General features: G+C 41.3%; 19 protein-coding genes. 14 read left to right on the top strand and 5 right to left on the bottom strand.

Annotated features, from left to right (window positions below; all coding sequences use genetic code 11):
* Positions 1-185 precede the first annotated feature (185 nt).
* The 3 genes from ITG09_21470 (at position 186) to ITG09_21460 (ending at position 3,120) form a co-directional block, all read left to right on the top strand.
* Positions 186-704: a TetR/AcrR family transcriptional regulator gene (locus tag ITG09_21470; GenBank protein ID UPR53957.1), complete on the top strand. Its 519-nt coding sequence runs from the start codon at positions 186-188 to the stop codon at positions 702-704.
* On the top strand, positions 701-1,756 hold the full coding sequence (locus ITG09_21465; protein UPR53956.1) for an alcohol dehydrogenase family protein: 1,056 nt from the start codon (positions 701-703) through the stop codon (positions 1,754-1,756). The genes ITG09_21470 and ITG09_21465 overlap by 4 nt, the downstream gene beginning before the upstream one ends.
* A gap of 233 nt (positions 1,757-1,989) precedes the next feature.
* Positions 1,990-3,120 carry an HDOD domain-containing protein gene (locus ITG09_21460; GenBank protein ID UPR53955.1) on the top strand — a complete coding sequence of 377 codons (1,131 nt, stop codon included), beginning with the start codon at positions 1,990-1,992 and terminating at the stop codon, positions 3,118-3,120.
* Between the two features lie 102 nt (positions 3,121-3,222).
* On the opposite strand, the gene ITG09_21455 is transcribed toward ITG09_21460, so the two are convergent.
* The 5 genes from ITG09_21455 to ITG09_21435 all read right to left on the bottom strand — a co-directional run bounded on the left by ITG09_21455 (position 3,223) and on the right by ITG09_21435 (position 8,410).
* A complete protein-coding gene (locus ITG09_21455) occupies positions 3,223-3,621 on the bottom strand; it encodes a DUF1090 domain-containing protein (GenBank protein ID UPR53954.1) in 399 nt (132 codons plus the stop codon).
* 162 nt (positions 3,622-3,783) lie between these two features.
* Entirely contained in the window at positions 3,784-5,310 is a 1,527-nt protein-coding gene (locus ITG09_21450) for an SgrR family transcriptional regulator (protein UPR53953.1), read from the bottom strand.
* Positions 5,311-5,320: 10 nt separating this feature from the next.
* Positions 5,321-6,331, bottom strand: a complete 1,011-nt coding sequence (locus ITG09_21445; GenBank protein UPR53952.1) for a Gfo/Idh/MocA family oxidoreductase — start codon at positions 6,329-6,331, stop codon at positions 5,321-5,323.
* A 114-nt stretch (positions 6,332-6,445) separates the two neighbouring features.
* Positions 6,446-7,345 (bottom strand): homocysteine S-methyltransferase family protein, encoded by a 900-nt coding sequence (locus ITG09_21440; protein ID UPR53951.1) that lies wholly within the window; start codon positions 7,343-7,345, stop codon positions 6,446-6,448.
* 108 nt (positions 7,346-7,453) lie between these two features.
* Positions 7,454-8,410, bottom strand: coding sequence for an integron integrase (locus ITG09_21435; protein ID UPR53950.1), 957 nt, complete (start codon positions 8,408-8,410; stop codon positions 7,454-7,456).
* A gap of 905 nt (positions 8,411-9,315) precedes the next feature.
* Between ITG09_21435 and ITG09_21430 the strand changes: the two genes are divergently transcribed.
* From ITG09_21430 to ITG09_21380, 11 genes are all read left to right on the top strand, one after another.
* The gene (locus ITG09_21430; protein UPR53949.1) at positions 9,316-10,389 is read left to right on the top strand and encodes a DUF4935 domain-containing protein; all 1,074 of its coding nucleotides are present in this window, start codon (positions 9,316-9,318) and stop codon (positions 10,387-10,389) included.
* 122 nt (positions 10,390-10,511) lie between these two features.
* Positions 10,512-11,015: a hypothetical protein gene (locus tag ITG09_21425; protein ID UPR53948.1), complete on the top strand. Its 504-nt coding sequence runs from the start codon at positions 10,512-10,514 to the stop codon at positions 11,013-11,015.
* 144 nt (positions 11,016-11,159) lie between these two features.
* On the top strand, positions 11,160-12,233 hold the full coding sequence (locus ITG09_21420; GenBank protein UPR53947.1) for a DUF4935 domain-containing protein: 1,074 nt from the start codon (positions 11,160-11,162) through the stop codon (positions 12,231-12,233).
* A 125-nt stretch (positions 12,234-12,358) separates the two neighbouring features.
* Positions 12,359-12,889, top strand: a complete 531-nt coding sequence (locus ITG09_21415; GenBank protein UPR53946.1) for a GNAT family N-acetyltransferase — start codon at positions 12,359-12,361, stop codon at positions 12,887-12,889.
* 142 nt (positions 12,890-13,031) lie between these two features.
* Positions 13,032-13,535, top strand: coding sequence for a hypothetical protein (locus tag ITG09_21410; GenBank protein UPR53945.1), 504 nt, complete (start codon positions 13,032-13,034; stop codon positions 13,533-13,535).
* Between the two features lie 207 nt (positions 13,536-13,742).
* Positions 13,743-14,201, top strand: coding sequence for a hypothetical protein (locus tag ITG09_21405; GenBank protein UPR53944.1), 459 nt, complete (start codon positions 13,743-13,745; stop codon positions 14,199-14,201).
* Between the two features lie 76 nt (positions 14,202-14,277).
* The gene (locus ITG09_21400; GenBank protein ID UPR53943.1) at positions 14,278-14,559 is read left to right on the top strand and encodes a hypothetical protein; all 282 of its coding nucleotides are present in this window, start codon (positions 14,278-14,280) and stop codon (positions 14,557-14,559) included.
* A 422-nt stretch (positions 14,560-14,981) separates the two neighbouring features.
* A complete protein-coding gene (locus tag ITG09_21395) occupies positions 14,982-15,488 on the top strand; it encodes a YgjV family protein (protein ID UPR53942.1) in 507 nt (168 codons plus the stop codon).
* 84 nt (positions 15,489-15,572) lie between these two features.
* Entirely contained in the window at positions 15,573-15,650 is a 78-nt protein-coding gene (locus ITG09_21390) for a DUF3265 domain-containing protein (protein UPR55229.1), read from the top strand.
* An 82-nt stretch (positions 15,651-15,732) separates the two neighbouring features.
* Entirely contained in the window at positions 15,733-15,987 is a 255-nt protein-coding gene (locus ITG09_21385; protein UPR53941.1) for a type II toxin-antitoxin system Phd/YefM family antitoxin, read from the top strand.
* On the top strand, positions 15,978-16,292 hold the full coding sequence (locus ITG09_21380) for a type II toxin-antitoxin system RelE/ParE family toxin (protein UPR53940.1): 315 nt from the start codon (positions 15,978-15,980) through the stop codon (positions 16,290-16,292). Before ITG09_21385 ends, ITG09_21380 begins: the two co-directional genes overlap by 10 nt.
* Positions 16,293-16,349: the final 57 nt, after the last annotated feature.

Here is a 16,349-nt window from a genome sequence, read left to right as displayed (position 1 = left end):
CTCATCTGTATTGATAAGTTCCGTGCCCTATTTGACGCGGAATTTATCATTTCTTGGTTTGTAAATTTGGATATTGACAGGAGTAGAGTGATCGTTCTACCCTATAGGTAGAACAATCATTCTACCCATTATTATGCCAATCACAGTTATTTACTACGATTGGTATTCGGTATTAAGAGAGCACTATGTTGAGAGAACAGATTGCAGCAAGCCTTGAAGTAGCGTTCAGCCAACAAGGTTTTGCTGAGCCGAGCGTTGCACAGCTGAAAACCGCGTGCGGCGTGAGCTTGAGAACCCTGTATAAACACTTCCCTTCAAAAGAAGCGATGATTGTTGGCGCATTGGAATACCGACACCAACGCTATCTCGATTTCTTATTGGAGGAGTCGCCAGAGGCTGGATTGGAATCTGTCACTCATATCTTCAATAAGCTTCAACAATGGTTAGAAGAGTATGCGCCACATGGGTGCATGTCGATGAATGCGATGGCCGCGTTTCCTGATAATGCGCTTATCAGCCAAGCGGTTACACAGCACAAAGAACAAGTACGTTTGTTGATAGGCAAGCAGAGCCAGCGAGAGGATCTCGCGACACCGCTGTTTTTACTTCATGAAGGCGTATCAAGCGCGTGGCCAGTTTTGGGCGAAGAAGCAGTGGCATCGGCACAGAATATGGTGACAAAATTACTCAAGGAAACAGTATGAATTTCGAGATACCAAAAACAATGAAAGGCGCAGAGATGCTAGGACACGGCGGAGCAGAAATGCTTGGCTACCGTGAAGATATCGCTGTACCTCAAATCGAACCTAATGAAGTGCTGATCAAAGTGATGGCAGCAGGCGTTAACAATACAGATATCAACACACGAATCGGTTGGTACTCTAAAAGTGATGACTCAGACGACGCAAGTTGGTCGGGTGAAGCGTTGAAGTTCCCTCGTATCCAAGGTGCTGACGTGTGTGGTTTCATCGTAGCAGTGGGTAATGAAGTCTCTGCTGATCGTATTGGTGAGCGTGTTCTTATCGAACCTTGTTTAACCGAAGTGTACGGACGAGATCTGCCACAGCCGTGGTATTTCGGTTCTGAGTGCGATGGTGGTTTTGCTGAATACACCAAAGTGGCTGCGAAACACGCTTATGCGGTGAACAGTTCTATGTCGGATGTTGAGCTAGCGTCTTTCCCATGCTCTTACTCAACGGCAGAAAATATGCTGACTCGCGCTAATGTGGCTGACGGTGATCGCGTACTTATCTCTGGCGCATCGGGCGGCGTGGGTTCGGCGGCAATTCAATTGGCGAAAGCGCGCGGTGCTTACGTGATTGCAATTACTAGCCCAAGTAAGAACCAACAGCTACTTGAATTGGGTGCTGATGAGGTGATTGCTCGTGATGCTGAATTGGTTGAGGCATTAGGTGCAAACAGTGTGCATGTGGTTATCGATTTGGTTGCAGGTGACAAGTGGCCTGAGTTCCTTGAAGTCCTAAAACCGCATGGTCGTTATGCTGTGTCTGGTGCGATTGGCGGTGCGATGGTTGAGCTTGATGTTCGTACTCTGTACCTGAAAGACCTTAGCTTTTTTGGTTGCACAGTTTTAGAACCGCAAGTATTTCAAAACTTGGTTAATCGCATTGAGAAGCAGCAGATCGGCGCCATCGTTGCAGAGTCTTATCCGCTAGCCGATATCCATAAAGCGCAAGATGAATTCTTAAAGAAAAAGCACGTCGGTAAGATCGTGTTGGAAGTCGCTCAGAGCTAACTTTAGACAGTCACACATCTAATCTATGTAAGAGCGAGCAAGTGTTATGTGCTCGCTTTTTTGTTTCTGGCGAATGCTGGAGGGCTTAGTCTCAAAGCCCGTTGAGTAACAGATCCTATACAACAGGAAAATTAATGATTCATTTATCATTGTATGGTTTATGAATTGCCTGTGCGATAATCACCGCTGTTATATATCCCGATCTATTTTGTACTCATCTAGGAGCCGTATTGATGTTTAAAAGGGTATTACAGGCACTATTTTCCCCTTTCGTTACTAATCAAAGTAAGCAAAGTCATTCTTCAGAAAGTGTCTCCCAACAAGCTATCTCCCAACAAGCGACCTCTGAAAAGGAAAACGTCAAAGCAGAGCATGTCACTCCTCGCTCTTCAATCTTTGTTTCGCCGTCGTCCGCTCAGCCATCATCATTAATCGTCGATAAGACGTTTAGCCTTCACGATGGTGAGTTCCTTGATTATTTGTTTGGAGAGTCTCGTCTTCGAACTGAGTCTGACCCATTTAGTGATTTTGTTGCTTGTCAGATCGAACGTTTGATTCGCTCTCCAAAAGCCTTGCTTAATGAACTGCCAGTGATGCCAGCCTCTGTGACCACGTTAATGGCAGAATTACAGAGCGATGAGTTTGATGTTAATGCATTGTTAAGAGTGATTGAGCGTGAGCCGAGTATGGCTGCCGATGTGATTAAACTGGCTAATAGTGCTTTCTATAAGCGCGGTGAAAAACAAGTTACTGACCTAAAAACAGCATTCTTAAATATGGGTTCTCAAGGGCTTGTTGAAGGGGTGGTGAATAGCTACATGAAGAACTTCACACCGGGGAACAATATTTACTGGCGTCACTTCGGTGAGAAAATTTGGAATCACAGTGTTCAAACCGCGTCGTTTTCTAAGGAGTTGATGAAAGACTCTTCATTACAAGAAGAACAAGCGGCGGCGTATTTTGTTGGGTTAATTCGCAACTTAGGCAAGATGATCATTTTCCAAATGATGGTAGAAGCCTTCAAGCATATTGATCCTTCTGTTCCACCTAACTCATTAGCATTGAAGCGCCTGATGAACAGCTATTCAATTCGCCTGACTTACACCATTGCTAAGTTCTGGGAGCTGCCAGAATCAGTGTTGACCGCAATTGGCTACCAAGAGTCGAGCCGATACGAATGCACACCACTTGGTCAAGCTGTGTTTGAAGCTAACTACTTGAGTGAGTTGTATTATTTACTGGAAGAACAAACGATTGAAGTCGAGCAGTTTAAGCACAGATGCAAAGAGACACTAACGTCACCTGCGGCATACAAAGTGGCTAACCGGATTTATAAAGAGTCTGAATTGGCACTGGTGGGATAATAACAGCTGGCGTTGGCTAGGTTGGTTCTTGAGGTCGTCAAAAAGCGGTATTTTTTCAATGGTCTTACTAAGCAGTAAGACCATTTTTGTTTAAATTATCGATTAAGGAATCTGAGCCAGTTCTTGTTTCAATTCATCGATTTTACCCAGTTCTTTTTCGATCTTACCCTCATATTTTCGAATCTTATCCGCTCTATCGTCTTGTTTTGCTTCTTCTAAGTCGGCTTGGTATTCAGCTAAATCTTGTTCATTGGATTCAATCTTCTCCCGCAGATCATCCTTCAAACCTTCATTGGTGCAGTTCTCTTTCGCCGCTTTCAACGCTGTGGTTAATCGCTCCACTTTGTACTGATTGTCGTACTGTTCCGCTTTCTTTATCTGATATTCAATCTCACAGAACTTCTTTTCACAGCCTATAAGCGCATCGCATTGGGTGCTCGCCATGCTGTTAAAAGAGAGTGCGCAAAGAAACAGTAATGAGCCTGTTAGGTGTCGAGTCATGGTTTACCTTCTTATTGGGGCTATTTAGTTTGTGCTTATATTTGTGGAGTCTCACTTCGAGAGTACATTAGCACCCGCTCACTTCGCTATTGGCAGGGGAGTGTTAAAGATAAGTACCTGTGCCTAATGACTTATTTTGAACATCGCTAGATTTACAAATGGCTAGAATGACAAATGGCTAATCCACAGCTTGTCGAGCTCACACCAACCAAAACCATTCACTTGCGCGCCGTGTATCTTTTCAGAAACCTCTAAGTTGAACGCCTCTTGCTTGAGCTCAATCACAACCCCAGAGTTATTCAACCAATGCCGAAGCTTCATCAGTGCATTCATCGCTAACTCCAAGTTTGGCTGGTTTCTTATTGAGGCTAAGCCTTGTTCGATTGTCTCTAGTATCTCAGCAGGCAACGCTAAGTCCTCAAACGGGAAGCGAGTGAAAAAGCTTAACCACGAAGTGAAGGTGTCGTTCTCATCAATAATGCTGCACAGCGCGACGTCTTTGGTAGTTAGGTAGTTAGTTAGGTAGTGTCCATATTCGACGCTGGTTTTGTGGTCGCCAGACACAGACAATAGCTCGAAAAGGGTTTGGCATTCAGAGGTGTCTTCAACGGTGAACTCTCGAACGGTTTTCGACAACGTTGGATTTTGAATTTTGAAAAACGTTGAGCCGAAATCCGGTTGGGAAGACTGGTCATCGCCACGCGCGGTGGTCGTCTTTTCGGGCAGTTTCACGCACACCTGATTTTGAGCGCAAGCTTTGCTCTGTGCCCATTCCGGATAGACCCACAACTCGACTCGATTGAGGATTGGAGTGCTGTGTGAATACGCACTATTACGGCTTAATCTCAACATCTTGCTTGAGAAAATGTCTAATGAGAACGCGCCAGATCCAAGCAGCCTATCTGCCGGTGATGAGTGATCAAATACAGAGGCTTCAACTCTGGCAAGTAGGCGTGGTAAATGCCAATCAGGTTGATTCAATTTCACGACAATCACATTGCCTGCTGAGACAGAGACCTCATCAATATGCTGATAACAGCGCTGCCATGTTTTGCTTTGAATTAGCGAGTTAAGATTGCGTGCTATGTCTTGAGGTTCGAGTGTTCTGCCGTTATGGAACTGAACGCCATTGCGAATTTGAAAGTGCCATTGCGTAGCGTCTTGATTAGGTTGCCAATGATACGCCAAATCGCCGCTGAGTTGACCTCGTTGAACGGTGATTAGGCGTTGGCAAACCTGCATCACTAAGAAACGCTCGGTGCGCCTAAGTACACGTTGAGGATGAAGAGCTTCGAGTTCTCGGTGAAAGGGGATGTACGCGACGTTCTGCGCCGACGGATTGGTGCTGCTTAGAAAGGCTTGCAGTTCTGCGCCTGCATTGCGGCCGTTGAAGCTTAAGGTGCTAAACACTTGTTCTATGTTGCCCGCATCGGCTTGGGCTTGTGCGTATTGATAACACGCTTCAATGGGCTCAACCAGACACGTCAGTTGTGCTTTCTTGCTGCGACCTGAGCTGGCTTGCCACTCAATCCAGCCTTGCTCCGTCATCGCTTTGAGTAAGGTCTGAACATGACGTTCACTCACGTGCAGCAGTGTGGCCAGTTGGTTGACCTGACAATGTGATACTCCAGGCCCAAAAGCCTGAAATATCTTTTCATACCGTTCAAGCTTGCGCTTAAGGTTGCCCAATTTGCTTTTCCTAACGACGAGGTTGAGTTAAATGTGGATAGCCAGAGTCAATGAGTGCGTTTTCCATCGTATCGAGCACTTGAGAGGTTATCTCTGAGCTTAGGATATCCGATTCAGTTTTGCCTTGAAGGACCAACTCTGAAAAATGGTCGATTTCAAACTCGAACCCATTGCCCATAACTCGGTTGTTGATGGTCGACTTCTGCCCTTGATGTTCAATCTCAATAAAAGCCGGATTCCACCATTTTTCGTGAATGGTGATCTTGGTATCAGGCCCACTCAAATGTGCTGTTCGGGGAAGATTTTGCACTGTTGATGCCGATATCTTACCGTTCATATCACCAGAGAATGCAAAGCACGCATCGGTATCAACATTCGCCCCCTCATACAGACATGATATCTTTACCTGAGGTTTTGAAGGGGTCACACCTAGCGTTCGGCATAGATCGTAGAAAAACCAAAGTCCATAGACCCCAACATCGAGCGTTGCTCCACCTGACAAATCCGGATTGAAGATAAACAAATCGGGCTCATAGTCGTGATGGTTACCAAAGCTGGCTTCGATGGAATCTATCTGAATGTTGTTATCGACCAAGAATGATTGGAGCTCACGATACGCGGGAAACACCACGGTTTTCATCGCTTCTAACAGCATCACGTCATTTAGTTTCGCAAGGGCTTTCATCTCAAGCCAATCACCAAGATTGGTGAAAGCTGGCTTCTCGACCAATACGTGCTTGTTATTCTTCAGAAACAGTTCAGCAAGTGGCTGGTGGTATGGGTGAACCGTAGCGATGTAAACCGCTTCAACACTTGGATCATTCGCCATGGCTTCGTAAGAGCCATAAGCCTTGTCGCAACCAAACTTATTCGCGAACGTGGCTGCGCGTGTATGGTCTCTCGCGGCAACGGCATACAATTCACCATGCAGACAGTGCTTTGTGACTGCAGTCGCGAATCGATTGGCGATATTGCCTAGCCCTGCGATACCCCATTTTATTTTGCGTTGCGTGTCGCTCATCAGTTTCTCCAAATCGTTGTTTTGTATAAGTGTACTCAGAGACGCCACATACAAATAGAGAACAGATTTCTCAACCTGTTCTCTATTTATTTTTATTCTAGTTGAAGCTCTGGATCAGCTCTGTGTGGAGCGTTTCCAATCGGCTAGGGCTTGAATGTGTTTTGGCCCAATGCCACAACAGCCACCGATAATATTTGCGCCCAGTGCGTGCCAGCGTTTAGCGTAAGTTAAGTAACCTTGGCCATCCAGTTCACGCACCTCTTGAAGCATATCATTTGCTTCATGTTCGCTACTGATCGGTGCAAAATTGTTGGCGTAGACACCAATGTCTAAATCACTACCTAGCTCGTCGATCACTTTCTTAGCATCGATAATGGCTTGATCCATCACTTCAGGCACAGAGCAGTTAAACATAATGCCTGTCGCGTTTGATTGGCAGGCAAGTTTGACCGCGTCTGTTACGCTCTCACCAGAACGAATGTAGGCAGAATCAGCCTTGGTATCTTCCAAACTAAAAGCGTAGTGACACGGCTTATTAGATTGCTTAAGAACCGCATGGATTGATTTGAATTCTTGCAGGCTACAAATCGTTTCCGCTATCCAAAGGTCGATGTTTGGATCTTGAGCATCGTAAAGCGTTTGGATGATTGGTGCGGCTTCTTCTACCTTAAACAAGTCTGGTCGGTAGCTACCAAATGGTGGTGGAATCGCGCCCGCGACTTTTACAGCGTGAGGGGCATTGTCAGCAACCGCTTTAGCCAGTTCGCCAGATAGCTTAGCGAGTTCAAAGCCTCGTTGCTCGAACAGCTCTTCACCCAAGTGAAAAGGCACACAGGCGTAGCTATTGGTGATTAGGATTTCAGCACCTGCATCGACAAAGTTTTGATGCGCTTGGCTTACAAATTCGGGTGCTTCAATCAGCGCTTGAGCACTCCAAAGCGGTTGAGAAAATGGCGCGCCAATTTCTTTGAGTTCTCGGCCCATGCCGCCATCAAGTATGGTTAGTGTTTTCATATTCAATACTGTCTAAACAATTGCTGAAGTTCTGCCGCCACCATATCAGACAACCTTGTCAGACAGAAGCTATCAAGACAAGGTTCAACTGTCGATGAGGGAGTTTCGTTACAGGTGGTCTAGCGGGCTAGTCGTGCCGCTAAAGTGTTGCCCAATAACGTGAGTGTATATCTGAGTTGTCTTAACATCATTGTGTCCCAGTAGCTCTTGAACGGTTCTGATATCGGATCCTGACTTTAGAAGTTGCGTAGCAAAACTGTGCCTGAAAGTATGACAACTAATTCGTTTGTGGCGCAATTTATTAAAGTTAGTCGCCTTCTTCAGCGTTTTTCGGAGCACCGAATCATGTAGGTGGTGTCGGCATACGATCCCCGACTCTGGGTGTTGAGTAACGGATTTTGATGGGAAAAGGTACATCCAAGCAAGTTGTCGATAGGCACTCGGGTATTTTTTGCCTAATCGGTGAGGCAATGATGGCCCAAACCCATTCAAGTTATCTTTAGCGAGCAGATCTGCAACTTGTGAAATTTTGTCTTGTATAGCTTCAGTGAGTGAAAAACTTAAAATTGTCACTCGGTCTTTATTTCCTTTCCCATCGTGAACAGTGAGAGACCCTTGTTTTAGGTCTATATCTTGTACTCGAAGCCTCAGGCATTCCGATACTCTCAAACCTGAACCATACAACAAGCGAAAAAACAGTTGATATTTAGGGTCTATTTCATTGATCACCGAGATAGCTTCCGCATGATTGAGTACGCTAGGAATTTTTCGAGACCGAGTCGCGTAACTGAACCCCAAGTCTCCTAGAGGTTGCTTAATAAATTGATTGTATAGATAGGCTAGAGCATTGAGAGCAACTTTTTGAGTATTGATGGCTACTTTTTGTTGATTAGCTAAATGAGAAAGAAAGGACACAACCTCAGTTGCATGCATCTGTTCAGGGTGTTTAAGCCTATGAAAATGAATGTAGTACTTAATCCAATAACAGTAGGCTTTGATTGTCCTGCGACTATAGCCCCGCATCGTCATATGTTCGCAAATTGCCTGCATGAATTGACTCGCCATATATCCCCCTCACAAAAACTGTATATACAGACAGTTTATTGATTGTTGAATAATTAATGACTTAAAAAAGAGTGGTTTTTAACTCTGATTGAGCACGAATTTAGCGAGAGGCTGATTTTAAGTTATTGATTAATAGTTGGATTGATGGGTGGTAAGAATGATAACGAGCGTTATCTACGCGGCAATGTGTGCTTGCACGTTTTTACACTTAATGTTTAGACCCATTTTATATTAAATACATAGCATTCAGTTGGTTATGAGATATCTTTTTGATATGTTAAGCGGATGGATTCATGCTTGCATGATATTAAAATGTTATACGAACTCTGAGAATGCAGTTTTTTGGTTCAGTCCAGCGATTGAACCATTAGCTTTTTAGGTGTGAAAGTAGGGTGGTTTATCTTTTTCTTTATTGCCTTTTGGTGTTCGTTTTATCAGGTTCGGCATTGAACTATTATTGTCCCAAATTCAGGCGTTTCAGCGGCTAGTTTACGCTTCAATTGTTCTTTGGTTATGCCTCAATTTAGTCTGCATCAGTGTTTTGCTCTCAGCATTTTCAATCCCAATTGTGGTTAGGATATTTGGTTTATCAGCTCAAAACTGGCTGAAACCAAATCGTTCAAATGGTGTAAGAAAAAGGGATTGTTTCGTTTCACAGTTATTGTCGTTGATTGGATATTTTGCTCGCTTAATTGAGTCAGTCTAATTAAAATCATTTTACAGCAAATCTTGGTAAATCAGTTCTTTACCAAGTTTATCGGAGCGAAAGCAAGGCTCGTATAACAAAGCAATCAACACGATGCTATTACACTCGGCATTCGCGGTTTAGAGTATAATTGGTTTGGTAAGTAAGTCGTTCGCACGTGTTATTGCGGCGTTAAATTTCAAATTGACATAGGTGTAAAATGTTAGAAACAAGAATCTTGTTTATCGATACACAATACTTTGTGAAGAATAACTTTAATTTTTCTTCGCGTCCTTTTGTGACATTAAAAGATCTATGTCAACAAGGGGAACTACGCTACTTATTGACAAGCGTAGTAGAACAGGAAGTTGATGGGAAAATTGAAGACTCTATTCGAGAAGCCTTAAGCTCTCTTCAATCATTCAAAAAGAAAGCTCGTGTTTTGGCGACTATTGAAGATGAACATCTCTCATCACTTTTCTCTGATGTTAATGACCCCGAGGTATATCGGAAAGCAAGTCAGGTATTTCAGCAATATAATGCAGATTGCAATTATGAGTATGTCGAAGCTGATGCAGTAGATCCGGAGCATTTGTTAGAGTTGTACTTTGAGCAAAAGCCACCTTTCGGGGCTGGTAAGAAGAAAGCAGAATTTCCAGATGCAATTTCTCTCCTCTCATTGGAAAGTTATCTTGAAGAGAATGAAAAAATTTATATCATCTCCGATGACAAAGATTTGAAGACATATTGTGAAGGCAATGAACGTTTAATTACATTAGATAGTTTGGAAAAGCTTCTGGATGTTTATAACCAACATACAAATGCTAGAACTGAAAAAGTAAAAGAGTACCTTGTGGCAGAAAATGAACAGATCCAACGCATGTTCAGAGATTATGTCGAAGATTGTGATATTTACAATAGTTCAACTTGGGAAGATGCAGAAGTTGAAGAGTATGAGGTTGAAAATGTCGGTGACTTTGAAATTAATGTTATCGACATTGATGATGAAGAGAGCCAAATAACAATTGAAGCTAGCGTTGACCTTTATGTTGAAGTGGTTGGTCCAGATTTTACCAACGGAAGATACGACAAAGAGGATGGTTGCATTTATACGTTTGGTTCAACGAGAAGAGAAGAAACTTTTACGTTGGAACTTAAAGCTGAATTAGATTTGCAATATACATTTGAGAATGGCGAGCTTCATGAGCCCCACATTTCAACGTTTACAATTCCTTCATTGCGTGGAAGTGTTGAAGTTAGTGTAGAAGAGCAACCTGAACCAGATTGGTACTAATTGAAATTTAACAAAGCATTTAAGAGTGATTCGCAACGCTTGCGGTTTCGCTTCGCTCAAGTATAGCCAAGCGCCGCTCACACCTTAATGCGGCGTTATAGCGATTCAAAAGGAAACTATACATGGAACTAGTCGGAAGGTTATTGGGTTATGAATTTTTTGTACCTTTTTTAATAACATGCGCGATCTATGGTGTACTCTTTGCCTTGATATATTTTATTTATAAAACATTACGTTCATTTATTGTTAAGTTCTATATCTCACATAGCTTGAAGCCAGATACCAATTATAAAATTCAAAAGATTATTGCTATAACAAAAACCATCAATGTTCCTGGTGAATTACCGGATAACTACCAATCTTTATGGAATTCAATATACAAGAATAAAAACAACTATGAGAGTATGAAGAGTTCTATTGGTTTTTTTGAATTAGCAATGTGTAACTATAAAAAATCAGATACCGATTCAGCTGACTTACTAGAAATCATCGATTTACTTGATAACTTTAAAGAGCAGGTACTTCGTCAGAGTAAGTATTTTTATGAGACTCGTGAAGCTATAAATATTTCGCTTTCATATGTGTTGGTTTCAAAGCACTTTCTGGTGTCAAGTGATTCGCTATAACAAAGCGTTTAAAACAGATTCCCAACGCTCGGCACTTTCAGTTTGCGTCAGCTTTAGTGTTTAAGGCGGCAAGGTTTTAGGTAGGGTGGTGGCGTTGCTCACTACTTAACGCGGCGTTAAATTTCAAATTGACATAGGTGTAAAATGTTAGAAACAAGAATCTTGTTTATCGATACACAATACTTTGTGAAGAATAACTTTAATTTTTCTTCGCGTCCTTTTGTGACATTAAAAGATCTATGTCAACAAGGGGAACTACGCTACTTATTGACAAGCGTAGTAGAACAGGAAGTTGATGGGAAAATTGAAGACTCTATTCGAGAAGCCTTAAGCTCTCTTCAATCATTCAAAAAGAAAGCTCGTGTTTTGGCGACTATTGAAGATGAACATCTCTCATCACTTTTCTCTGATGTTAATGACCCCGAGGTATATCGGAAAGCAAGTCAGGTATTTCAGCAATATAATGCAGATTGCAATTATGAGTATGTCGAAGCTGATGCAGTAGATCCGGAGCATTTGTTAGAGTTGTACTTTGAGCAAAAGCCACCTTTCGGGGCTGGTAAGAAGAAAGCAGAATTTCCAGATGCAATTTCTCTCCTCTCATTGGAAAGTTATCTTGAAGAGAATGAAAAAATTTATATCATCTCCGATGACAAAGATTTGAAGACATATTGTGAAGGCAATGAACGTTTAATTACATTAGATAGTTTGGAAAAGCTTCTGGATGTTTATAACCAACATACAAATGCTAGAACTGAAAAAGTAAAAGAGTACCTTGTGGCAGAAAATGAACAGATCCAACGCATGTTCAGAGATTATGTCGAAGATTGTGATATTTACAATAGTTCAACTTGGGAAGATGCAGAAGTTGAAGAGTATGAGGTTGAAAATGTCGGTGACTTTGAAATTAATGTTATCGACATTGATGATGAAGAGAGCCAAATAACAATTGAAGCTAGCGTTGACCTTTATGTTGAAGTGGTTGGTCCAGATTTTACCAACGGAAGATACGACAAAGAGGATGGTTGCATTTATACGTTTGGTTCAACGAGAAGAGAAGAAACTTTTACGTTGGAACTTAAAGCTGAATTAGATTTGCAATATACATTTGAGAATGGCGAGCTTCATGAGCCCCACATTTCAACGTTTACAATTCCTTCATTGCGTGGAAGTGTTGAAGTTAGTGTAGAAGAGCAACCTGAACCAGATTGGTACTAATTGAAATTTAACAAAGCATTTAAGAGTCATTCGCAACGCTTGCGGTTTCGCTTCGCTCAAGTATAGCCAAGCGCCGCTCACACCTTAATGCGGCGTTATAAGCACAGTCAAAATAGGGTACTCATATGGAAAATGAGAGAATAAAATTAGTCCCACCATCTTTGAAATATGCGGGTTCAATGCTGACAGTTATTAATGAAAGTCGGGCTGAATTATCCCAATTTTTGCCTTGGGTTTCTGAGTCACTAACAGAGAATGAACTCAAGCATAATATCAAAGAGGCTCTAGCTAATTTTACCAATTTCACTGGTGAGTTTTGGTTTAATATCATCGAAAAAGAAACTGGTGTATTTATCGGTGTTATCGGGTTTATTGTTCGAGATAAATCTGTTCCTTATTTTGAAATTGGCTATTGGTTACAAACGTCGAAAGTAGGTAAGGGTTATATAACAGAAGCTGTAAATATTATTGAAAAATATGCCTTCACTGATAATCACGCTCAACGATTAGAAATTAAAATGGCTAGCTCAAACTTAAAAAGTCAGGCTGTAGCAAAGCGTTGTGGTTTCCAATTTGAAGCTCAATTAATGAATGCTCGACGTTTACCATCGGGTGAATTGGATAATACTTTGGTTTACGCCAAGATGTGCTTATAACAAATGCATCAACACGATTTGCTACACTCGGCGTTGTCAGTTTGTCTTTAGTTTCAGTGATTAAGGCAGTAAAATTCAGGTAAGTCTGTATCGTAGCAAACGTGTTATGCAGGTGTTATAGCGATTCAAAAGGAAACTATACATGGAACTAGTCGGAAGGTTATTGGGTTATGAATTTTTTGTACCTTTTTTAATAACATGCGCGATCTATGGTGTACTCTTTGCCTTGATATATTTTATTTATAAAACATTACGTTCATTTATTGTTAAGTTCTATATCTCACATAGCTTGAAGCCAGATACCAATTATAAAATTCAAAAGATTATTGCTATAACAAAAACCATCAATGTTCCTGGTGAATTACCGGATAACTACCAATCTTTATGGAATTCAATATACAAGAATAAAAACAACTATGAGAGTATGAAGAGTTCTATTGGTTTTTTTGAATTAGCAATGTGTAACTATAAAAAATCAGATACCGATTCAGCTGACTTACTAGAAATCATCGATTTACTTGATAACTTTAAAGAGCAGGTACTTCGTCAGAGTAAGTATTTTTATGAGACTCGTGAAGCTATAAATATTTCGCTTTCATATGTGTTGGTTTCAAAGCACTTTCTGGTGTCAAGTGATTCGCTATAACAAAGCGTTTAAAACAGATTCCCAACGCTCGGCACTTTCAGTTTGCGTCAGCTTTAGTGTTTAAGGCGGCAAGGTTTTAGGTAGGGTGGTGGCGTTGCTCACTACTTAACGCGGCGTTAGCTAACATGAGTCACACAAACAGAATGCTATACCTTTATTCTGTATTTTGATATTCTCTGACAAATAATTTTTTATCAGGGTGTAGCAATGCGAGATTTTATTAATGGAGTTTTTTGGCTTACCTCCATTGTTTATGGTATTACCATATTCACCGTACCTTATGTGGGGGTGTATCTCACATATGTAGCTGTCCCAGTTATTGTTATATCTGGGTTGATTCTGTGGTTGAGTAGAGAAAAAGAGACCACGATTTCAATTAACGATAAGCGCATAAAAGATGCCAATGCAACGGTAAATCTTTTAGAGCGAAAAATTGACCGTTTAGAAAGAGAAAATGCCAAACTAAATACCATTCATAAGCAAATTCGTAACTCCTTAGTAGAAATGCATTCTCTAAATGAAAGGTTGGCAGTGGAACTAATTGCTTTTGTGAATGATGTGCGTTCTAAGGGCTATGAAGTACCTGAAACAATGATGGATGAAATGAGAGAAGTCCAAGAGTATTTATCTAATCATAAAGTACTTACACGGAGTTATGATGAGTAGCATTATGAAAAATGATGGCTCTTGGTATGCTAAACCATAAGGGTTAAAAAAAGGTAACCTAAATGCTTGGCGTGAAATGATGTTCAAAGCTATACAAACCCCTGAAGTAGACGACATCGTTATTGATCAAACAACATCCGGAGAGATTATTGGCTACTTATGTACCGTTGCAAAGGGTTATGACTCATATTGGAAGCGGGTTGCCAAACCTCTGGATAAGTTAAACACAACCCCAGATACCGTTGCTTTTGACGATAGCCTTCCTTTAAAACCAGGTATCTTATATTCAGAGCCAGCTTCTAATGTCTATTACACAGATAGGGCAAAAGGGCTAAAAGGTAATGACATACCATTCTGATAGTTGTTAGCTAACAAACAATTTAAGAGTGATTCCCCACGCTTGGCATTTTTGGTTTGGGTCAAGTTCAGTGGTTACGGCGCTCCAGTTTAATGCCGTGGTAGCGTGGTTCACACCTTAAGTGGGCGTTATATTTCTTTTCAGCTATTGTCATAATCCATAAGATCAATGGGTTATGTCGAATGGTAACGAAAGGTGACATTACCTTTTTTCTTCGACACTTTCCTGTAGAATCGCGTTCATTATTAGCAGCGCCGACGGGGGAAATACAATATGAATATATTTAATGTTGATATTTCCTCTATCTGTTTGACTCAAGCTGTCGCGATATACGTCCCCTGCAATTTATAACCTAAATTATGTGTTCAGTGTTCTGAGCTACTAGAACGTTTTTCTATTACTTGGTTATTATTGGAGGGGTTATGTCCCTTTTTCTTGCCTCCCAAATATTGGTTGGTTTAGCTGCGTTATTCGATATCGCATCGTTTCAGTTTAAAAATCGTACGCTACTTTTGTCCGCATTAAGCATATCGGCATTATTGATTGCCGCGCATTTCGCTCTACTTAATGAGTGGACTGCGGCATGTTTGCTGGTAATAGGAGCATGCCGATACTTAGCCGGCATCTTCATTTCAAACCCTAAAATAAAGTGGTTGTTCTATTTCGTTACTTTGTTAGGTACGGTTTTAACTTTCAGTGGTTTAACGAGCATTCTGAGTTGTACAGCGTCGTTATTGCATACGAAAGCTTCGTTTAGTAGCAACGACAAGCTAATGCGTTGGCTGATGGTTATTGGGACAGGAGTGTGGGGTGTACATGATGTTATCGTTGGCTCACCAGTAGCGGTATTAATAGACGTTTTGTTTATCGCAAGCAGTGTCATTGGTTTCTACAGAATACATGTCAGAAATCCATGTGTTGAGAATTAAGTGATTTTTTTCATGTGATTATGTTAGAAATTGGCGTGACGAAAACAGAAATATAACAAAGCACTTAAGACAGATTCCCAACGCATGGCATTTTTGGTATGCGTTGATTTCAGTGTTGAAGTGCTATGCAGCGGCTTGGTCATTGCGTGCTTCACCCCTTAACTGTGCGTTAAATGAACTGTCTCAATGGTCAATTAAGTGATACAATAGTGATACTTTATTCTTTCAATAATGGAAACTGAATATGAAAGTTGAGCTAGTTACTACATTAAAACGTCAAGCAACCAAGATTCTTTCTGAGCTTCATGCTTCAAAAGAACCAGTGTTAATTACAGAGCACGGCCAACCGTCTGCTTATTTGTTAGATGTTGATGATTACGAGTTTATGCAAAAACGTATTGCTATTCTTGAAGGTATTGCTCGCGGTGAAAAAGCAATTTCAGATAATCGTGTAGTTTCTCATGAAGTCGCAAAAGAGAAGATGAATAAATGGCTGTAATTAATTGGACTGAATCAGCATTATTAGATTTGGACGAAATTGCAGAATATATCGCTATTAATAATATTTTAGCGGCTAAGGCTTTAGTTCAATCAGTTTTCCATCGTGTTGAGCGTTTAGAGGATTTTCCATTATCAGGCCGTAGTGCTCCTGAGCTTCCTCATTTAGATTATCGTGAAATTGTATTACCGCCATGCCGTATTTTTTACAAAGTAACCAACGATGATATTGTATATATTCTTTATGTCATGAGGGAAGAGCGCGAGTTACGCCAATTTGTTCTCAATGACCGTGGTTTGCAGTAAGAGTTCATTTAACAATCGCATCAACACGATTTACTACATTCGGCGTTGTCGGTTTGC

This window comes from Vibrio cyclitrophicus, assembly GCA_023206055.1.
Taxonomy (GTDB): Bacteria; Pseudomonadota; Gammaproteobacteria; order Enterobacterales; family Vibrionaceae; genus Vibrio; species Vibrio cyclitrophicus_A.
Note: the sequence above shows the minus strand (reverse complement) of the source record. Positions and strands in the feature narration are given on the sequence as shown.

What these genes read in the sequence shown, in the direction of transcription:
- ITG09_21445 (UPR53952.1), bottom strand. Translation starts at nt 6,331, where the DNA reads ATGAGCGACACGCAACGCAAAATAAAATGGGGTATCGCAGGGCTAGGC.
- ITG09_21380 (UPR53940.1), top strand. Translation starts at nt 15,978, where the DNA reads ATGGCTGTAATTAATTGGACTGAATCAGCATTATTAGATTTGGACGAA.
- ITG09_21425 (UPR53948.1), top strand. Translation starts at nt 10,512, where the DNA reads ATGGAACTAGTCGGAAGGTTATTGGGTTATGAATTTTTTGTACCTTTT.
- ITG09_21465 (UPR53956.1), top strand. Translation starts at nt 701, where the DNA reads ATGAATTTCGAGATACCAAAAACAATGAAAGGCGCAGAGATGCTAGGA.
- ITG09_21385 (UPR53941.1), top strand. Translation starts at nt 15,733, where the DNA reads ATGAAAGTTGAGCTAGTTACTACATTAAAACGTCAAGCAACCAAGATT.
- ITG09_21395 (UPR53942.1), top strand. Translation starts at nt 14,982, where the DNA reads ATGTCCCTTTTTCTTGCCTCCCAAATATTGGTTGGTTTAGCTGCGTTA.
- ITG09_21455 (UPR53954.1), bottom strand. Translation starts at nt 3,621, where the DNA reads ATGACTCGACACCTAACAGGCTCATTACTGTTTCTTTGCGCACTCTCT.
- ITG09_21460 (UPR53955.1), top strand. Translation starts at nt 1,990, where the DNA reads ATGTTTAAAAGGGTATTACAGGCACTATTTTCCCCTTTCGTTACTAAT.
- ITG09_21420 (UPR53947.1), top strand. Translation starts at nt 11,160, where the DNA reads ATGTTAGAAACAAGAATCTTGTTTATCGATACACAATACTTTGTGAAG.
- ITG09_21390 (UPR55229.1), top strand. Translation starts at nt 15,573, where the DNA reads ATGGCATTTTTGGTATGCGTTGATTTCAGTGTTGAAGTGCTATGCAGC.
- ITG09_21405 (UPR53944.1), top strand. Translation starts at nt 13,743, where the DNA reads ATGCGAGATTTTATTAATGGAGTTTTTTGGCTTACCTCCATTGTTTAT.
- ITG09_21440 (UPR53951.1), bottom strand. Translation starts at nt 7,345, where the DNA reads ATGAAAACACTAACCATACTTGATGGCGGCATGGGCCGAGAACTCAAA.
- ITG09_21410 (UPR53945.1), top strand. Translation starts at nt 13,032, where the DNA reads ATGGAACTAGTCGGAAGGTTATTGGGTTATGAATTTTTTGTACCTTTT.
- ITG09_21400 (UPR53943.1), top strand. Translation starts at nt 14,278, where the DNA reads ATGATGTTCAAAGCTATACAAACCCCTGAAGTAGACGACATCGTTATT.
- ITG09_21435 (UPR53950.1), bottom strand. Translation starts at nt 8,410, where the DNA reads ATGGCGAGTCAATTCATGCAGGCAATTTGCGAACATATGACGATGCGG.
- ITG09_21430 (UPR53949.1), top strand. Translation starts at nt 9,316, where the DNA reads ATGTTAGAAACAAGAATCTTGTTTATCGATACACAATACTTTGTGAAG.
- ITG09_21415 (UPR53946.1), top strand. Translation starts at nt 12,359, where the DNA reads ATGGAAAATGAGAGAATAAAATTAGTCCCACCATCTTTGAAATATGCG.
- ITG09_21470 (UPR53957.1), top strand. Translation starts at nt 186, where the DNA reads ATGTTGAGAGAACAGATTGCAGCAAGCCTTGAAGTAGCGTTCAGCCAA.